12 protein-coding genes and 2 pseudogenes are annotated in these 14,837 nt (G+C 44.3%); 7 read left to right on the top strand and 7 right to left on the bottom strand.

All coding sequences use genetic code 11. The features are described 5' to 3' along the window. Nucleotides 1–13: 13 nt before the first annotated feature. From dltB to AAGG74_RS13325, 3 genes are read right to left on the bottom strand one after another with little or no spacing between them, the layout of a single operon-like run. A complete protein-coding gene (gene dltB / locus AAGG74_RS13335; RefSeq protein WP_162103733.1) occupies nt 14–1,198 on the bottom strand; it encodes a D-alanyl-lipoteichoic acid biosynthesis protein DltB in 1,185 nt (394 codons plus the stop codon). Next, nucleotides 1,195–2,697, bottom strand: a complete 1,503-nt coding sequence (gene dltA / locus AAGG74_RS13330) for a D-alanine--poly(phosphoribitol) ligase subunit DltA (protein WP_162103984.1) — start codon at nt 2,695–2,697, stop codon at nt 1,195–1,197. Before dltA ends, dltB begins: the two co-directional genes overlap by 4 nt. Nucleotides 2,698–2,714: 17 nt before the next feature. Further along, entirely contained in the window at nt 2,715–2,864 is a 150-nt protein-coding gene (locus AAGG74_RS13325) for a teichoic acid D-Ala incorporation-associated protein DltX (RefSeq protein ID WP_162103735.1), read from the bottom strand. A gap of 130 nt (nt 2,865–2,994) precedes the next feature. On the opposite strand from AAGG74_RS13325, the pseudogene AAGG74_RS13320 reads away from it, so the two are divergent. The 3 genes and pseudogenes from AAGG74_RS13320 to ywaC all read left to right on the top strand — a co-directional run bounded on the left by AAGG74_RS13320 (nt 2,995) and on the right by ywaC (nt 4,998). After that, a pseudogene (locus AAGG74_RS13320) lies at nt 2,995–3,131 on the top strand (hypothetical protein). A gap of 162 nt (nt 3,132–3,293) precedes the next feature. Then, the gene (locus AAGG74_RS13315) at nt 3,294–4,223 is read left to right on the top strand and encodes a 1,4-dihydroxy-2-naphthoate polyprenyltransferase (protein WP_162103738.1); all 930 of its coding nucleotides are present in this window, start codon (nt 3,294–3,296) and stop codon (nt 4,221–4,223) included. A gap of 142 nt (nt 4,224–4,365) precedes the next feature. Beyond that, nucleotides 4,366–4,998, top strand: coding sequence for a GTP pyrophosphokinase YwaC (gene ywaC, locus AAGG74_RS13310; protein ID WP_003222250.1), 633 nt, complete (start codon nt 4,366–4,368; stop codon nt 4,996–4,998). A gap of 42 nt (nt 4,999–5,040) precedes the next feature. On the opposite strand, the gene AAGG74_RS13305 is transcribed toward ywaC, so the two are convergent. Then, nucleotides 5,041–6,408 carry a M28 family metallopeptidase gene (locus AAGG74_RS13305; protein ID WP_429675775.1) on the bottom strand — a complete coding sequence of 456 codons (1,368 nt, stop codon included), beginning with the start codon at nt 6,406–6,408 and terminating at the stop codon, nt 5,041–5,043. A gap of 208 nt (nt 6,409–6,616) precedes the next feature. Between AAGG74_RS13305 and AAGG74_RS13300 the strand changes: the two genes are divergently transcribed. Continuing rightward, nucleotides 6,617–7,330, top strand: coding sequence for a YwaF family protein (locus AAGG74_RS13300; protein WP_429675774.1), 714 nt, complete (start codon nt 6,617–6,619; stop codon nt 7,328–7,330). Nucleotides 7,331–7,440: 110 nt separating this feature from the next. Then, nucleotides 7,441–8,301, top strand: a complete 861-nt coding sequence (locus tag AAGG74_RS13295; protein ID WP_429675773.1) for a glycosyltransferase family 8 protein — start codon at nt 7,441–7,443, stop codon at nt 8,299–8,301. Between the two features lie 45 nt (nt 8,302–8,346). Here the strand turns inward: AAGG74_RS13295 and sacY are convergent, their stop codons facing one another. The 3 genes from sacY to epr form a co-directional block, all read right to left on the bottom strand. Next, the gene (sacY, locus tag AAGG74_RS13290) at nt 8,347–9,189 is read right to left on the bottom strand and encodes a transcription antiterminator SacY (protein WP_162103743.1); all 843 of its coding nucleotides are present in this window, start codon (nt 9,187–9,189) and stop codon (nt 8,347–8,349) included. Between the two features lie 53 nt (nt 9,190–9,242). Then, nucleotides 9,243–10,622, bottom strand: coding sequence for a sucrose-specific PTS transporter subunit IIBC (locus AAGG74_RS13285; RefSeq protein ID WP_225493184.1), 1,380 nt, complete (start codon nt 10,620–10,622; stop codon nt 9,243–9,245). A 452-nt stretch (nt 10,623–11,074) separates the two neighbouring features. Then, nucleotides 11,075–13,012 (bottom strand): minor protease Epr, encoded by a 1,938-nt coding sequence (gene epr, locus AAGG74_RS13280; RefSeq protein ID WP_429675772.1) that lies wholly within the window; start codon nt 13,010–13,012, stop codon nt 11,075–11,077. 222 nt (nt 13,013–13,234) lie between these two features. On the opposite strand from epr, the gene celB reads away from it, so the two are divergent. Both celB and AAGG74_RS13270 read left to right on the top strand, forming a co-directional pair. Beyond that, complete coding sequence (gene celB, locus AAGG74_RS13275) at nt 13,235–14,569, top strand: PTS cellobiose transporter subunit IIC (protein ID WP_225493186.1); 1,335 nt, start codon at nt 13,235–13,237, stop codon at nt 14,567–14,569. 70 nt (nt 14,570–14,639) lie between these two features. Next, nucleotides 14,640–14,821 (top strand): annotated as a pseudogene (locus AAGG74_RS13270) (DUF2711 domain-containing protein); the annotation flags it as partial. Between the last annotated feature and the right edge of the window lie 16 nt (nt 14,822–14,837).

The following is a 14,837-nucleotide window of genomic DNA, read 5'->3' as shown; positions in this document are numbered from 1 at the left end:
TTTCTAATCTCCTTTAATGATGATGAAATAGTTTTCCTGAGAAAATATAAAATCCAAAGCAAACGAAATGGAACGTGATCACAATCGCAAGAACCGTTGTCCACCGGTTGGACGGCAGCCATTTGTATTTCTTATTCCATTTCTCGAAAAAGTTGTAGCACGTCATCAGCACGGCATGATAGAGGCCGTAGATGATATATTGCGGCGCAAGCCCGTGCCAAACCCCCATCAGCATAAACAGCAGGAAATACCCGATGTTTGAGGTGGCCATACGGTTTTTGATCCACTTTTTCTTTGTCATCCAAAATACGAATCTCATGAACACATAATCTCTGAACCAGAATGACAGAGACATATGCCAGCGATTCCAGAAATCTTTAATATTTTTACTGATAAACGGTTTATTAAAGTTTTCCGGTGATTTAATACCCATGATATAGCTGACCCCGACGGCAAACATGGTGTAGCCGGCGAAATCAAAGAACAAATACAGGCTGTAGCCGTACATGTACAGCAAGTTCCCGAGAATCTTATTGTGCGTGATCGCGGGAAGATTCATGATGAAGTACGTATTGATCGCATAACCGATTATAAACTTATACAGGAAACCGATAAAGATTTTATGTATTCCAGTATACAATAGGTCGGCGTATTCTTCTTTTGTCCAAGCCTTCTGTTCATCCTTGACGAATCGGCGGTATCTGTCGATCGGGCCGGAAGAAATCGTCGGGAAAAACAGGATGAAATACAGCAAGCGGTGCAGCGGCAGCTGTTCTTTCAGCAGGCCGTCTCTTGCCTCCATAATCAGCTGAACGCCTTTAAAGGTTAAATACGAAATCCCTAAAAAGCTGATCAGGTTAAGTGTCGGCTGATGCGGCTGCGGGTGTGAAAGAAACGGCCATATTTTTGACAAGAATAAAGGCAGAATCGACGCGATAACAGCTCCGCAAAAAACAAAGCCGCTATTCGCTTTCTGCCGGTATGCCAGATAGCCGCTGATCAGGAGCACCTGCCATACCGTAAACAGGCATAGCGCGATGGCCCCGTGTAAGTCGTGCGAAAAAATCAAAGCCAATATAACGATAGATATGAACATGTTGTATGCTTGAAATCTTTTTCCGTTCAAGCCGAGTATGATTGTCGGCAGAAGAAGAATGCCAAGCAGTATAAAAAATAAAAACGAGCTGTAAGGCGTCATACAAGAACCTCTTCACCGATGCGTTTTCGGTCAATTTTGCCGTTAGCCGTCATTTGAATGTGATCCTGATAAATGAATTTTCTCGGGATCATATACGCCGGAAGGGAAGCGGCAAGCTCTTTTTTTATGGCGCTTGTCAGCTGGAATTCCTTCTGGAACTCATGCTTCTCAGGCACAATAGCTGCGATCAGATACTCAACGGTTCCGTTTGGCTGATACGGGATCACGACAGCAGAGCGAACGTATTGAGACTGTCTGACATGGACCTCAATTTCCTCCAGCTCCATTCGGTAGCCGTGAAGTTTAATTTGGAAATCCAAACGCCCTTGGCAGAAAATCTGACCATCTTGGATAAAGCCGGCATCGCCAGTTCGGTACGCCCACTCGCCTTCATAAGAGAAAAACGCTTTATCAGTCAGCTCGGGCTCTCCAAGGTAGCCTTGGCTTACACTAGGCCCTGCAATGATGATTTCTCCTTTTTCTCCATCAGGAAGCGGCTGTCCCTGATCATCCATAATGATAATGTTCATATCTGGCTTCGCGTAGCCTACTGGCAGCGATTCGCTGCGGCTGATGATGTCCTCTGTAATTTCAACAGATGTGACAGCCACTGTCGCTTCAGTCGGACCGTACGTATTAAAGATTTTTGCTTTCGGAAAACGCTCAAGCAGCGCTTTTGCAACAGAAACCGGCAGAACCTCTCCGCAAAACATAAATGTGTCTGCTTCAGGCAGCAGCTCCTGTGAAAACCCTGGGTCCATCAGGCACATCTGTGCAAAGGAAGGGGTTGATGTCCACACATTCAGCCCGGATTTTTTCAGCTCTTCGAATAAGATTTTCGGCTTATTCACAGCGTCCTTTGTTACACAGTGTAAAGTCCCGCCTGATTGAAGGCACGGATAAAGATCCATGACAGATAAATCAAATGAAAACGGTGCTTGGTTTAAAAATGTTTTTCCTCCGTTAACTGGAAAGTCAGCACAAATCCAGTCTGTAAAGCTTTGAAGGTTCGCAGCGGAAATCTGCACGCCTTTAGGATTTCCTGTGCTTCCGGAAGTGTAAATGATATAAAACGTCTCGTGTTCCTTGACCCATTGATCTTGGCTGACAGGGCCGTCCGTGTTTTCCAGCAGTTCTTCCGCAGAAACCGTCTGAATATCTGCATCAATTGGAAGTCCGGCTGTATGGATCAGCAATTCTGCTCCAGAACTTTCGATAATTTTCGCAATCCGCTCGGACGGAATGGACATATCAACCGGAATATAAGGGTGTCCTGCCTTAACGCTCCCTAAGAAGGAAACGATCATGTGCGGCTCCATATGGCCGTACACAAGGATAGGAGATTTCTTTTCTCCGGATATGCGTTTTTGGATCGCGGCAGCCGCGCGGTCAGACTGCTCCCATAATTCCAGATATGTGAGCGACTGGCCTTGAGAGCGGAAGGCATCCGATTGCGGATAAGATTCCGCATTTGTTTGAATAGCATGTAAAAGTTTCATCATTATTCTCTCTCCATTTAGAAATCGTTATAAATATATGAACCGGTATTCGCGGTGTGAAAACCATACATAAAAAACAAAACGAGCAGTATCATCAAATAAAATCCTGTATGACATGCCCACTTGACAGCGGGTTTTTCATACAGCTGTTTCATCAATTGCAGCATATCAAAAATTCCCTTCCCGTTTTTTCGACAATTACATGAGTATTGACGAATAAATCATCAAAAAGTTTCATTTTTTCCCTAATCTCCCTCAGATTAATATATCGGCGTCTTCTTTTGAAAGTGAATCTTTATCATACGGGAGCTTCTTGCTGATCATAAAGGGAAAGATCACTGGAGTCAAAAGATCTTTCTTTAACTTTTAAAAAGCGTAATGCATTTAAAAAAATTTTTCTGTACCTATTTGTTCAGGTGAGAGCGGAAACCTAATGATATCGGGACAGAAAGCGTATAATAAGAAAGAAAACGCCTTCTTGCGGTATCTTGTGAAATGGGGGAGAAGTCATTATGATAGATAAGGAAGCAAAAGGAGTTTTTATCAAAGCTGCCGGCTGAAAAAAAGTAAGCCTTTTAATAGAAAGGAAGAGGAAGATGAACCAAACAAATAAGGGTCAGACAGCGCCGGAAAAAGAAAGCATGGGGCAGATCCTTTGGCAGTTAACCCGTCCTCATACGTTAACCGCATCGTTTGTGCCTGTGCTGCTCGGAACGGTTTTGGCGATGTTTTATGTGAAAGTTGATCTGCTGCTGTTTCTGGCTATGCTGTTTTCTTGCTTATGGATTCAGATCGCGACGAACTTATTTAATGAATACTATGATTTTAAACGCGGGTTGGATACAGCAGAGTCTGTCGGAATCGGAGGAGCCATTGTACGTCACGGAATGAAGCCTAAGACGATTTTGCAATTAGCTCTCGCGTCATACGGGATTGCCATCCTGCTCGGCGTCTATATTTGCGCGAACAGCAGCTGGTGGCTCGCTGTGATCGGCCTTGTCGGCATGGCGATTGGTTACCTGTATACAGGCGGACCGCTGCCGATTGCATACACGCCGTTCGGTGAGTTATTCTCAGGCATTTGCATGGGTTCGATGTTTGTGCTGATTTCGTTTTTTATTCAGACTGATAAGATCTATATGCAAAGCATTTTGATTTCAATCCCAATTGCCATTCTTGTCGGCGCGATTAACCTGTCGAACAACATTCGCGATATTGAAGAGGACAAAAAAGGCGGGCGCAAAACATTGGCAATTTTGATGGGGCATAAGGGAGCTGTTACTCTCTTGGCTGCGTCGTTTGCTGTCGCTTATATTTGGGTTGTCGGCTTGGTCATCACCGGTGCCGCAAGCCCATGGCTGTTTGTTGTCTTTTTGAGCGTGCCTAAGCCGGTTCAGGCAGTGAAGGGCTTCGTCCAAAAAGAAATGCCGATGAATATGATTATCGCAATGAAATCAACAGCCCAAACAAATACATTTTTCGGATTCCTGCTCTCGATCGGATTATTGATCAGTTACTTCCGATGAAAAGAAAGATCGCTCGTTTGGGCGATCTTTTTTTGTTACATTTGATTGCATTTTGTGAAGAAAAATTCACAAAACCTTGCAGCAGCCAGACACGTCTAGTACATGGACAGCGGATAAATATCCGTTAAAGGAGATGATGAAAATGGATTTATCTGTAACGCATATGGACGATTTAAAAACAGTAATGGAAGATTGGAAAAATGAATTATTAGTTTATAAATTTGCGCTGGATGCCTTGGATACAAAGTTTTCAATTATCAGCCAGGAATATAACCTCATACACGGTCATAATCCGATTGAACATACGAAATCCCGTGTCAAAAGCTTTGAGAGTATTGTGAATAAGTTAATGAGAAAGGGCTGTGAGATTACGACGAAGGAAATGAAGGAGCACATTAATGACATTGCCGGTGTACGCATTATTTGTTCCTTTATTTCAGATATTTATAATGTCGTGAATGTTTTAAAGCAGCATGAAGATTTGAGAATTGTAAAAGTGAAAGATTATATCCAGACGCCTAAACCGAACGGCTACCGAAGTCTGCATTTAATTATTGAGATGCCTGTGAATTTAACGAACCGCGTGGAATATGTCAAAGCAGAAATTCAAATTCGGACGATCGCGATGGATTTCTGGGCGAGCCTTGAACATAAAATTTACTACAAATTGAACAATGACGTTCCTAAGCAATTAACAGATGAGCTGAAGGAAGCCGCGGAGATCGCCCATTACTTAGACGAGAAAATGCTGGGGATTAAGAAAGAAGTAGATTAGAGAAATATCACGCTGAAAAGACGGCAGATGCGCCGTCTTTTTTTATTTGATATCTTCATAAATATCAGAGGTTTCCGCCTTCGTTTGTTTCTTAATGGTTTTCGGTTTCTTCTCTTTTTTCACAGCTTGATAGACAGCGTTTGTTACAAGATCACCCGCTTGCTGGAGGCGTTCTTTGCTGACATGCTCGATCGAGTCTTCCGGGGTATGATACCATGGCTCGACTTCTCCAGTTTCCGGGTCACCCCATATAAAGTTAGCCGAATCAATGCCGGCTTCGTGGAACGGCACATGATCAGAAGATCCTCCCCGTGTGAGAGACAGGCTGTCAAATCCAATTTTTTCAGCAGCGGTATGGCTGGATGCCCAAACCTCGTTCGGTTGGCCGTCCAATGTGTTGACATACAGCTCAGACGCTTTCTCCCAGCTTGTGCCTACCATGTCTAAGTTGAAGTTCACTTCGCTTTTTTTCAGCTCTTTTCCAGATAGGTGATCTACATAATGAGAGGAGCCGAGCAGACCGAGCTCTTCAGCGCCAAAAGCGATAAAGCGGATTTCTTTATCAGAAGGAATACTTTTTAAGACACGCGCCATTTCCAGCACGACAGAGGTTCCCGAGGCGTTGTCATTTGCTCCGGGTGAAAAAGGCACACTATCGTAATGGGCTGTCACATACACAATGTTTGGATGTTTGATATTTTTGGGCTTTTTGATTCCGATGATGTTTTGGGAGGTTTGGTTAGTGATTGCTTTTAGTTTTAAGGTGGCTTCTTTCTGCTGAGTAAGGGTTTCACCGTCTTCTTTTTTAATACCGACCACAGGGATGCCAATCTTATTTCCTGACAGATTTGGCGTCACAGGCACGAGGCTTTCTTTGTTGTTATAAATGATGACGGCCTTCGCTCCGGCGTCTTCGGCATTTTTGGCTTTTTCGTAAAATGTCAGGTCTCCTCTGGAGATTAAGGCGATTTTGCCCTTAATGTCAGCGGTGAAGTCCTTTGGATAACCTAAGCCGGCATTGTAAAGCGGCGCCGTCAGCCCTTGTTTCTCAGTTGGGGCTGAGCCGGATGCCGCTCGAAGAAGAATATCATGTCCTTCTGAAGAAAGTGTTCCCTCAAGCCTGTCAGGAATACTGAATCGTTGAACCTTCACATCCAGATTTAGTGTTCTCAAGGCCGAGGCGATAAATAGGGCACTCTTTTTTTCAGCGGCAGTTCCGGCTATTCTGGGGCCGATTGCTTCACTGAGCTGGGAAATGGTGGAGTACGCCCGCTTTGCTTGGAATGGAAGCTCCTGCTCACTATCTGCTATTTGAACAGCGCGGGCAGCAGGGGTGACACTTTGTGTCGGCGTGAAAATCGTGCCGGCAGTTACAACGACCATTGTCATTACAGTCAAAAGCTTTTTCATCAGAATAAAACCTCCCCTAATGTATGGATGGGGAATATTTCGGGATGCTAAAGGAATTCCCTGCAAGATAGGAGTGTTTTTGAAAAGATCATTCTTTATACCTGTACAAAGTGCTTTAAGGGCGGACAGGTCGACTATCGTTATTGATTGAATAAAAAAAGCCCGAATAACGCCAAAATAAACAAAAACCCGCAAATGGGGTGCAGTCTTGCAAAAATATGTTCAATCCGTCTATAAACATGACCCATTCCAGCTTTTTTCAGCAGAGCACGTGGTGACATTGTCGATCATCACCCTTTTGGCCGTGCTGTTGTTTCTGTTCCGAGGGATGGTCCAACGCTTTAAGATCAGCCGTTTTTTACGTCATTTGCTGGTGGTTCTGCTGCTTGGTTCGCAAATCGGTTATCATATATGGATGATCGCCGCAGGCATGTGGTCGGTGCGCACTTCATTGCCCCTCCAGCTCAGTGACCTGTCGGTGTATTTGTCAGCCATCATGCTGTTGACCAAGAGCAGGGTGCTGTTTGTATTTTTGTATTTTGCCGGCATCAGCAGCTCAATTCAGGCGCTTGCCACTCCTGATCTCGGGATGTTTTCATTTCCGCATATCCGTTATATCCTCTTTTTTATTTCGCATGGGTCCGTGTTTCTGTCTTGTCTGCTGATGTCGGTAATTGGGACGTTCAGGCTCAGGCAGCGTTCTTTATGGAAGACAGTTCTCATTGTTAATATGTACGGAGTCTGTATTTATCTGCTTGACCGGTGGCTTGACGCGAATTATATGTATTTGACGAAAAAACCGAGCGGAGCTTCTCTTTTGGATGTTCTCGGGACTTGGCCGTGGTATATTCCCGTTGCTGAAGCGATTATGCTCGTAAGTTTTTTTGCCCTTTTTTGGCTTTATCGGATGTTCAAGACATGACACCCTTTTTGTTGTACAGCACATTCTATCAAAAAAATTTTGGATGAATGGTGTTTATTTTTTTGAAATCGGGAATGTAACTTGTACAACACAAAGGGAGATGAATACCATTGAAGAAAGATGAAGTTATGCATATCGTGTCATGCGCAGATGATAATTATGCTCGTCATTTAGGTGGAATGTTCGTTTCTTTATTGACAAATATGGATCAGGAGAGAGCGGTAAAATTATACGTCATTGATGGCGGAATTGAACCTGATAACAAAAAGAGACTGGAAGAAACCACTTTGAAATTCGGCGTGCCGATTGAGTTTTTAGAAGTGGACCCCAATATGTATGAACATGCGGTAGAGAGCACCCATATTACAAAAGCGGCGTATTACCGCATTTCAATTCCTGACTTAATTAAGGATGAGAACATCAAACGAATGATTTATATCGACTGTGATGCGCTGATTCTTGAGGATGTTTCAAAACTGTGGGACTTGGATATTGCGCCGTATACAGTTGCTGCTGTTGAGGATGCGGGACAGCATGAACGCTTGAAAGAAATGAACGTCAGTGATACAGGGAAGTATTTTAACTCAGGTATCATGATTATTGACTTTGAACCTTGGAGAAAGCAAAACATCACAGAAAAAGTTATCGACTTTATCAATGAACACCCTGACGAAGATTTTCTTGTGCTGCATGACCAAGATGCACTGAATGCGATCTTGTATGATAAGTGGTATGAACTTCATCCGCGTTGGAACGCTCAAACTTATATCATTTTAAAACAAAAAAAGCCTGCGACACTGTCAGGCCAGAAGCAATATAGAGAAACGAGAGAGAACCCAGCTATTGTTCACTTCTGCGGCGGAGAAAAGCCTTGGAATTCCAATACGAAACACCCGTATCGCGATCAATATTTCCACTACATGTCATATACGAAGTGGAGTACGATCAGCAATCCGGCAATGAACCAATAAATGTAAAAACGCTTTTGATCATCTCAAAAGCGTTTTTGTTTTGTCTCAGCGTGCAACTGACCGCTGGTAAAACCGCTGAATATGCATGGCGATATAACATAATTCTTTTTCAGGAAACTCAAAGCCGTACTCCTTCTTCACAAATGTGCCGATGCTTAGGGCACACAGGAAGGCATCTTTAAACCTCTCTTTAATAATGTCGATCATTTCCGCATCCAGCTCGTAAATGGATTCGCCCGCTTTGATATGCTGAATGGCAAAGCGGAGATGGGTCACAAGCCGTTCATAAGAGATGGTATCCTCCACAATATTGATCGACAGCTGAATTTCAATAATCCCGATAATATCACGGATCATCGTTGTAATATCAAGCGTCTGTGTCATATCCCCTGCATTGTTTCTTGCTGTATGGATGTGCATGGCGATATTGCCGATTTCATCATCGGGAATGTGAATCCCTGTTTTCTCTTTAATCAGGGCTCTGGCCCACAAGCCGATCTGGAATTCCTTCGGGTAAAGAACTTTGATCTCATTTAACAGCGGGTTTTTAATGATCATTCCCTTGCTCAGGCGTTCGATCGCAAAGGAAAGATGGTCTGAAAAGGCGACGTGAATTCGCTCGTTGATTTTGATGTTCAGCTCTTTTTCAGCATGGGAAATAATTTGCGCGGACATCTGAATATGATCCTCCGGCAATGTTTCTAAAATCTCTTCGAACTGCTTATAGTCATCTGTATCTTTTCTGACAAACGTTTTTTCTATTTTTGACTGGTCGACAATATCATTCTTCCTTTTGTCGAACGCGATTCCTGCACCTAAGAGAATCTTCTCTGTATTTTGATCCTTTACGACGATAGCATTATGATTTAAAATTCTTTTAATTTTCATAGCTTTTTTGTCCTTTCATCCCCCGTTTTATGAATGAAAACGAATAAATCCAGTTATTCTGTCTCTTCTTTAAACCCGAGAAACAATGTAGCTATAAAAGCAGAGACGGCTGCGATCAAAATACCGATTATATAATGAACAAAATTGGCGGCGCCGAACGGCAACACGATCGAAATCATCGGAATGCCTGTCAGCCCATAGGAATTCGAAACGACATGAGCTGCAACCACGTATGCTCCGCCAATAGAGCCGCCGATGGCGGCTCCGATAAAGGGACGGATCAGTTTGACATTTACTCCGAATATAATCGGTTCTACAATGCCTAAAAACGCGGTCAGGGAAGCGGGGAGCGCAATTTTCTTCAAATTTGATTGTTTTGTTTTGAAGAAAACCGCAAGGCCCGCTCCGCCTTGAGCCACATTCGCCATCGACCATATCGGCACTAAAAAGTTCACGCCGACATGCGGATCAGCAAGCAGCGTTGCCTCAATCGCATAAAAGCTATGATGCAGGCCAGACAGAACGATAGTGGAGTAAATGCCGCCGAACAGGGCTCCGGCAACAATGCCGGCGTGATCATAAATATAGACAATCGACTGTGTCATGATCTGGCCGATGATGGACGCAACGGGATTCATCATTATCAGTGAGAGGCACCCTGTCACCATAACTGTAATAAAAGGAATGATGACGACATCAAGCGACTTCGGCACAATCAATTTTAAGAGCTTCTCAATTTGGCTCATGACATAAACGGAGAGAAGAATCGGTATAATGGAACCCTGATAGCCCATCAACGGAATATGCAGCCCTCCCATGTCTAAGAAAGCGGGAGTTTTACTGCCGAGCATAGATGGGTCCAGCAAATCAGGATGCGTCAGGAGCCCTGCCAGCACTGCCCCTAAATAAGGGTTGCTGCCAAATTGCCGTGCGGCACTGAAGCCGACCAAAATCGGCAGCAAAATAAAGGCTGTGCTGGACACGAGATCAAGTATTTTGATCCACGGACTTCCCGCTGCGAACCAGTGAAACACCTTAATCATCCCGATCATTCCCATGAGCAGGCCGCTTGCCGTTATTGCAGGGATGATCGGCACAAAGATATCGGATAGTGTTTTTGCAAATGCTGCGACAGGGTTCAGCTTTCGGCTGGCCTTTTTCTGTTGAACAGGTTCTTTAGAAGGCATGGCCTCCCACATCTGAACGACTTCTTTATATATTTTATGAACGACGCCCGCTCCAAAGATAATCTGGAATAGCCCATATCGAAAAAAGGTGCCCTGTACGCCTTGCAGGTTTTCTATGGCTTGTATATCGATTTTCGTCTCGTCTTTTATATTAAAACGAAGACGAGTCGTACAATGGCTGATGCTGATAATATTGCTTTTTCCTCCTGCGAGGAGCACTAGTTCTTTTGCGATTTCTTTTTGCAAGCAATCAAAACCTCCTTTGCAGAAGAAAAGTCGGCTTGTTTATCGTATCAAATGAAAAGTTGACAATCAAAGTGAAAAAAGTGAGAAATACCGGCTGAAAATGACAAAACGTGCAGGAACAGCACAAAAAATGCCCGCATCGGTGACGGAGCATGAGAATAAGGGGGTATCCATGGCGCCGTTATGAGTCCAACACGAAAAGAAGAGTTGAAAATGCCCTGTTTTTAGGCATTTATACTCCCTTTGCATCATTGGGGCTTGCCTGCCTGCCAGTCACAATCCCTCCATATGTGGTGATAACTGTAATAACGTTCATTTTATGATGTTCATCGCTTGATAGCAATAGTAGAAAAAGCCTGCGGGTAAAATGGGAAAAAGGTTGCGTATGGTTGTTTTTTTGAATAAAAAAAAGCCTCTAAGACCCTAAAATATAAGTCTTACAGGCTTTTTGGTTACTTCTTCGGTTTAACGGCATTCAGCCGTTTTTGCAGCTTTGTTTTTTCATTGGATGCTTTTAACTGATTCACTGCGGATTGAGCGGATTTCTTTGATTTTTTTGTTTTGTCTTTTTCCGCTTTCTTAACTTTGGTTTTGGCAGTTTCGATATGTTTTGCTTTGGCTGCTGCCGCTTTTTTCTTCACTTTATCTACCCGTTTTTGCAATGACGTTTTGTCTTTGCCGGATTGTAGCTGATTGACTGCTGATTGTGCTTTTGCCGTATTTGCATCGGTTGGCTTCTTTTCAGCCGCAGATACAGATTGCTGCGCTGTTTTCAAATTGGCGCTCTTCACTTTGTTCAGGCGTTTTTGCAGGCCCGTTTTTTCTGAACCTGCCGGAAGCTTGCTGACTGTTGATTGTGCGCTGTCAACATCTGGTTTCCTTTTGCTTTTTTCCGCTTTCGCCACTTTCTCTTTCGCCTGCTTTGATGCGATGTAGCGTTTTACTTGGTCTAAGCGTTTTTGCAGATTCTTTTTATCTGTTCCGTTTGAAAGCTTATTAATAGGAGTTTGTGCTGTATCAACGGTCTGCTGTGTTTTATATTTTTCCGCCTTTGCCACTTTGTCTTTCGCATCTTTTACATCTCTGTATGACTGTACTTTATCCAGTCTTTTTTGCAGGGCTGTTTTGGCGTTGGAATTCGGAAGCTTGCTGACGAGCTTTCTCGCTTTGTCGATATCGGTTTGTGCTTTTGTTTGTTCCGCTTTTTTTACTGCTTGTTCTGTCGTCGTGTACCCTGAGTCTGATTTCTGCACTTTATACTGGATTAAGCCATAGCCAAATTGCTGATCGCGGCCTGGGGCTCCCGGATCAAAGATATTTTTCTGCATATCCGCTCGAAGCTGCACATTTGTCTTGGCAGGATCACGCTGTTTTAACAAAGCAAACATGGCAGCGGCGTGAGGTGTCGCTTGTGATGTTCCGCTCCCAGTCGCATAATATTGGTTTAAGTAAGTGCTCGTGATATTTGTTCCCGGCGCTGAAAATTCAACTTCATTCCCAGTCGTTGAGAAGGAGGCAAGCCGATTATTTTCATTTGTTGCTGAAACCGCAACGACACTGCTGTACGCGGCCGGATAGTTCACTGGCTTGCTGTTTCCGTCATTTCCGCTTGCGGCAACAAGCAGAATGCCTTGCTCATATGCTTTGTCCACGGCGTCATGGAGGATGTTGCTGTCTGCCGTCGTGCCAAGGCTCATATTGATAATATCCATCCTGTTTGTGATCGACCAATCGATTCCTTGAAGAAGGCTTTGAAGATCCCCCGAACCGTTCCGATCAAGCGCTTTAACCGCGTATATTTGTGCTTCAGGTGCGATGCCGTCAATTCCGTAGCCGTTATGCTTAGCTCCGATAATCCCTGCGACATGTGTTCCGTGGCCGTTATCATCTTTGTAAGAAGAGGTATAGCTGACAGCTGAAAACCCGCCGGCAATCGACAGGTCATCATGGGGGGAGATCCCGCTGTCGATGACTGCAATTTTGACATTCTTGCCTGTCAGTCCCGCTTTCCAAGCCTGTTTTACTTGAATTGGTTCAAGGTTCCACTGCCCGAAGTTGTCAGAGGCCTTAGTGCTGCCTGAAAGCACTTTGATATCTGTGCCGCCCGCTGCGGTCAATGAAACATTGTTTTCAACATACAAAATATCAGGGTCTTGTTTTAATTCTTTTACTGTCTCCTGATCTGCTGTGACTGCTACAGCTGGAAGGTGCTTATACTGCTGTCCAATCTCAGCATCGCTGTCAAGGACGGTATCTTTGCCGGCATTATTTTTATAAACCACAATAACTTCTTTCTCGCTGCTTGTTTGCGCGTGAGCGAGAGGGCCTATGGCGAGAAAACTGAAAAACAGAGTGACTGATACAACAAGTTTGCAAGACATGTTTTTCATGATGAATCTCCTCTTTCTATGATGTTTGATATATATATCGGAGAAAAAACAGAGTTTAATAGTAAGGGGGATATTTTTAATGAACAGGGTTGTTTAGCAGCATTTAGATTTTTTCCGGAGAAAGAGGAAATTTTTCGAATGAATATGTAAGCGTTTACAAAATAAGATAAAGAAAACATTGCGAAGGTTGTTCACAAAGCAATGAAAAAGGGGGCTATTCAGATGACCGCATTCACTCGGGTGATGGAAGAAAAAATAATGCCTGTCGCCGGGAAAATTGCCGGACAGCGGCATCTCAGCGCATTGCGTGACGGAATTATCCTAACCATGCCGCTGATTATTATCGGGTCTGTCTTTTTGATTTTAACGAGCCTGCCGATTCCGGGTTATGCAGATTTCATGGCGAGTGTGTTTGGGGAAGAGTGGGCGGATAAGCTCAGTTATCCCGTTAATGCTTCATTTGATATTATGGCGATGATCGCCGCTTTTGGCATCGCTTATCGTCTTGCGGAAAGCTATGGCGTTGATGCTCTTTCGGCTGGCGCGATATCAATTGCAGCATTTCTATTGGCAACACCGTTTGAGGTGCCGTTTACGCCGGATGGTTCAACCGAATCCACATTAGTCGGCGGCGGAATCCCAATTACACTGCTTGGCAGCAAAGGCTTATTTGTCGCTATGCTGATCGCTTTGTTTTCAACGGAAATGTACCGGTACATTATTCAAAAAAATATCGTTTTCAAAATGCCAGACGGCGTGCCGCCGGCGGTAAGTAAATCATTTGTCGCGCTGATTCCCGGCTTTATCATTGTGTTTTTCGTATGGCTGGCACGTCTGTTGATTGAAATGACGCCATTTCAGAGCCTGCACAATGTCGTAGGAGATCTGCTTGGCACACCGCTTTCGATTCTTGGCGGCAGTCTCGGCGGAAGCCTGATCGCTGAATTTGTACAGATGCTGCTTTGGTCATGCGGGATTCACGGAGCTTCCATCATCGGCGGAATTATGGCGCCGATTTGGTATGGCGCGATGGATGCTAACCGTCTCGCGTTTCAGGCGGGTGAGGCGCTTCCGAGTATTTTTACGACTCAATTTTTTCAAATCTGGATCAATGTCGGCGGAAGCGGAGCGACGCTGGCGCTTGTCCTGACTATGCTGGTACGCTCACGGAGCAAACAAATGAAGCAGCTTGGCCGCTTGGGGATTGGCCCTGCGCTATTTAATATTAACGAGCCGATCATTTTCGGCATGCCGCTTGTCATGAACCCGCTTCTTATCGTTCCGTTCATCATCGCACCGCTCCTTACAATAACCGCAACTTATATCGGCATGAGCACTGGACTGGTGGCTAGGCCGGCCGGCATCGCCGTGCCATGGACAATGCCGCCGCTCATATCAGGCTACCTGGCGACAGGCGGAAAAGTATCAGGCGCCGTTATGCAGCTGGTGAATCTGCTGATCACCTGCGTCCTCTACTATCCGTTTTTCAGAATATGGGACTATCAAAAATGGAAGGAAGAGAGTGCGGCTGAAGCAGGGGAGAAGAATGTTATGTGATCGAAAAAAAAATAAGGGGAAAAGGCAATCTGTTTCATGTAAGGGAAATATGTCCTCTAGCTGTTTTCCGAACATAACTGAGTCGAACTTGCAGACAGATTTGATATTGCTGTCACAGAGTTCATCTTGACTGATAAAAAGGACTTTGTGTTTATGGGTGTTAAAGGTGAAAACATCAATGAATTGATTCTGCGTATGGGCTGGGGAGCCATGATTTGCGATGAGTCAACGTATATGAGCTGGTATAGATGAAAAAAGAACGTACATC

The sequence above is a fragment of the Bacillus mexicanus genome, assembly GCF_050445615.1.
Taxonomy (GTDB): Bacteria; Bacillota; Bacilli; order Bacillales; family Bacillaceae; genus Bacillus; species Bacillus mexicanus.
This window is presented reverse-complemented; position numbering and strand designations above follow the sequence as displayed.

Excerpts from the sequence above, each read along its gene's own strand:
- dltB (WP_162103733.1), bottom strand. The coding sequence starts at position 1,198 with ATGACGCCTTACAGCTCGTTTTTATTTTTTATACTGCTTGGCATTCTT.
- dltA (WP_162103984.1), bottom strand. The coding sequence starts at position 2,697 with ATGAAACTTTTACATGCTATTCAAACAAATGCGGAATCTTATCCGCAA.
- AAGG74_RS13325 (WP_162103735.1), bottom strand. The coding sequence starts at position 2,864 with ATGCTGCAATTGATGAAACAGCTGTATGAAAAACCCGCTGTCAAGTGG.
- AAGG74_RS13315 (WP_162103738.1), top strand. The coding sequence starts at position 3,294 with ATGAACCAAACAAATAAGGGTCAGACAGCGCCGGAAAAAGAAAGCATG.
- ywaC (WP_003222250.1), top strand. The coding sequence starts at position 4,366 with ATGGATTTATCTGTAACGCATATGGACGATTTAAAAACAGTAATGGAA.
- AAGG74_RS13305 (WP_429675775.1), bottom strand. The coding sequence starts at position 6,408 with ATGAAAAAGCTTTTGACTGTAATGACAATGGTCGTTGTAACTGCCGGC.
- sacY (WP_162103743.1), bottom strand. The coding sequence starts at position 9,189 with ATGAAAATTAAAAGAATTTTAAATCATAATGCTATCGTCGTAAAGGAT.
- epr (WP_429675772.1), bottom strand. The coding sequence starts at position 13,012 with ATGAAAAACATGTCTTGCAAACTTGTTGTATCAGTCACTCTGTTTTTC.
- celB (WP_225493186.1), top strand. The coding sequence starts at position 13,235 with ATGACCGCATTCACTCGGGTGATGGAAGAAAAAATAATGCCTGTCGCC.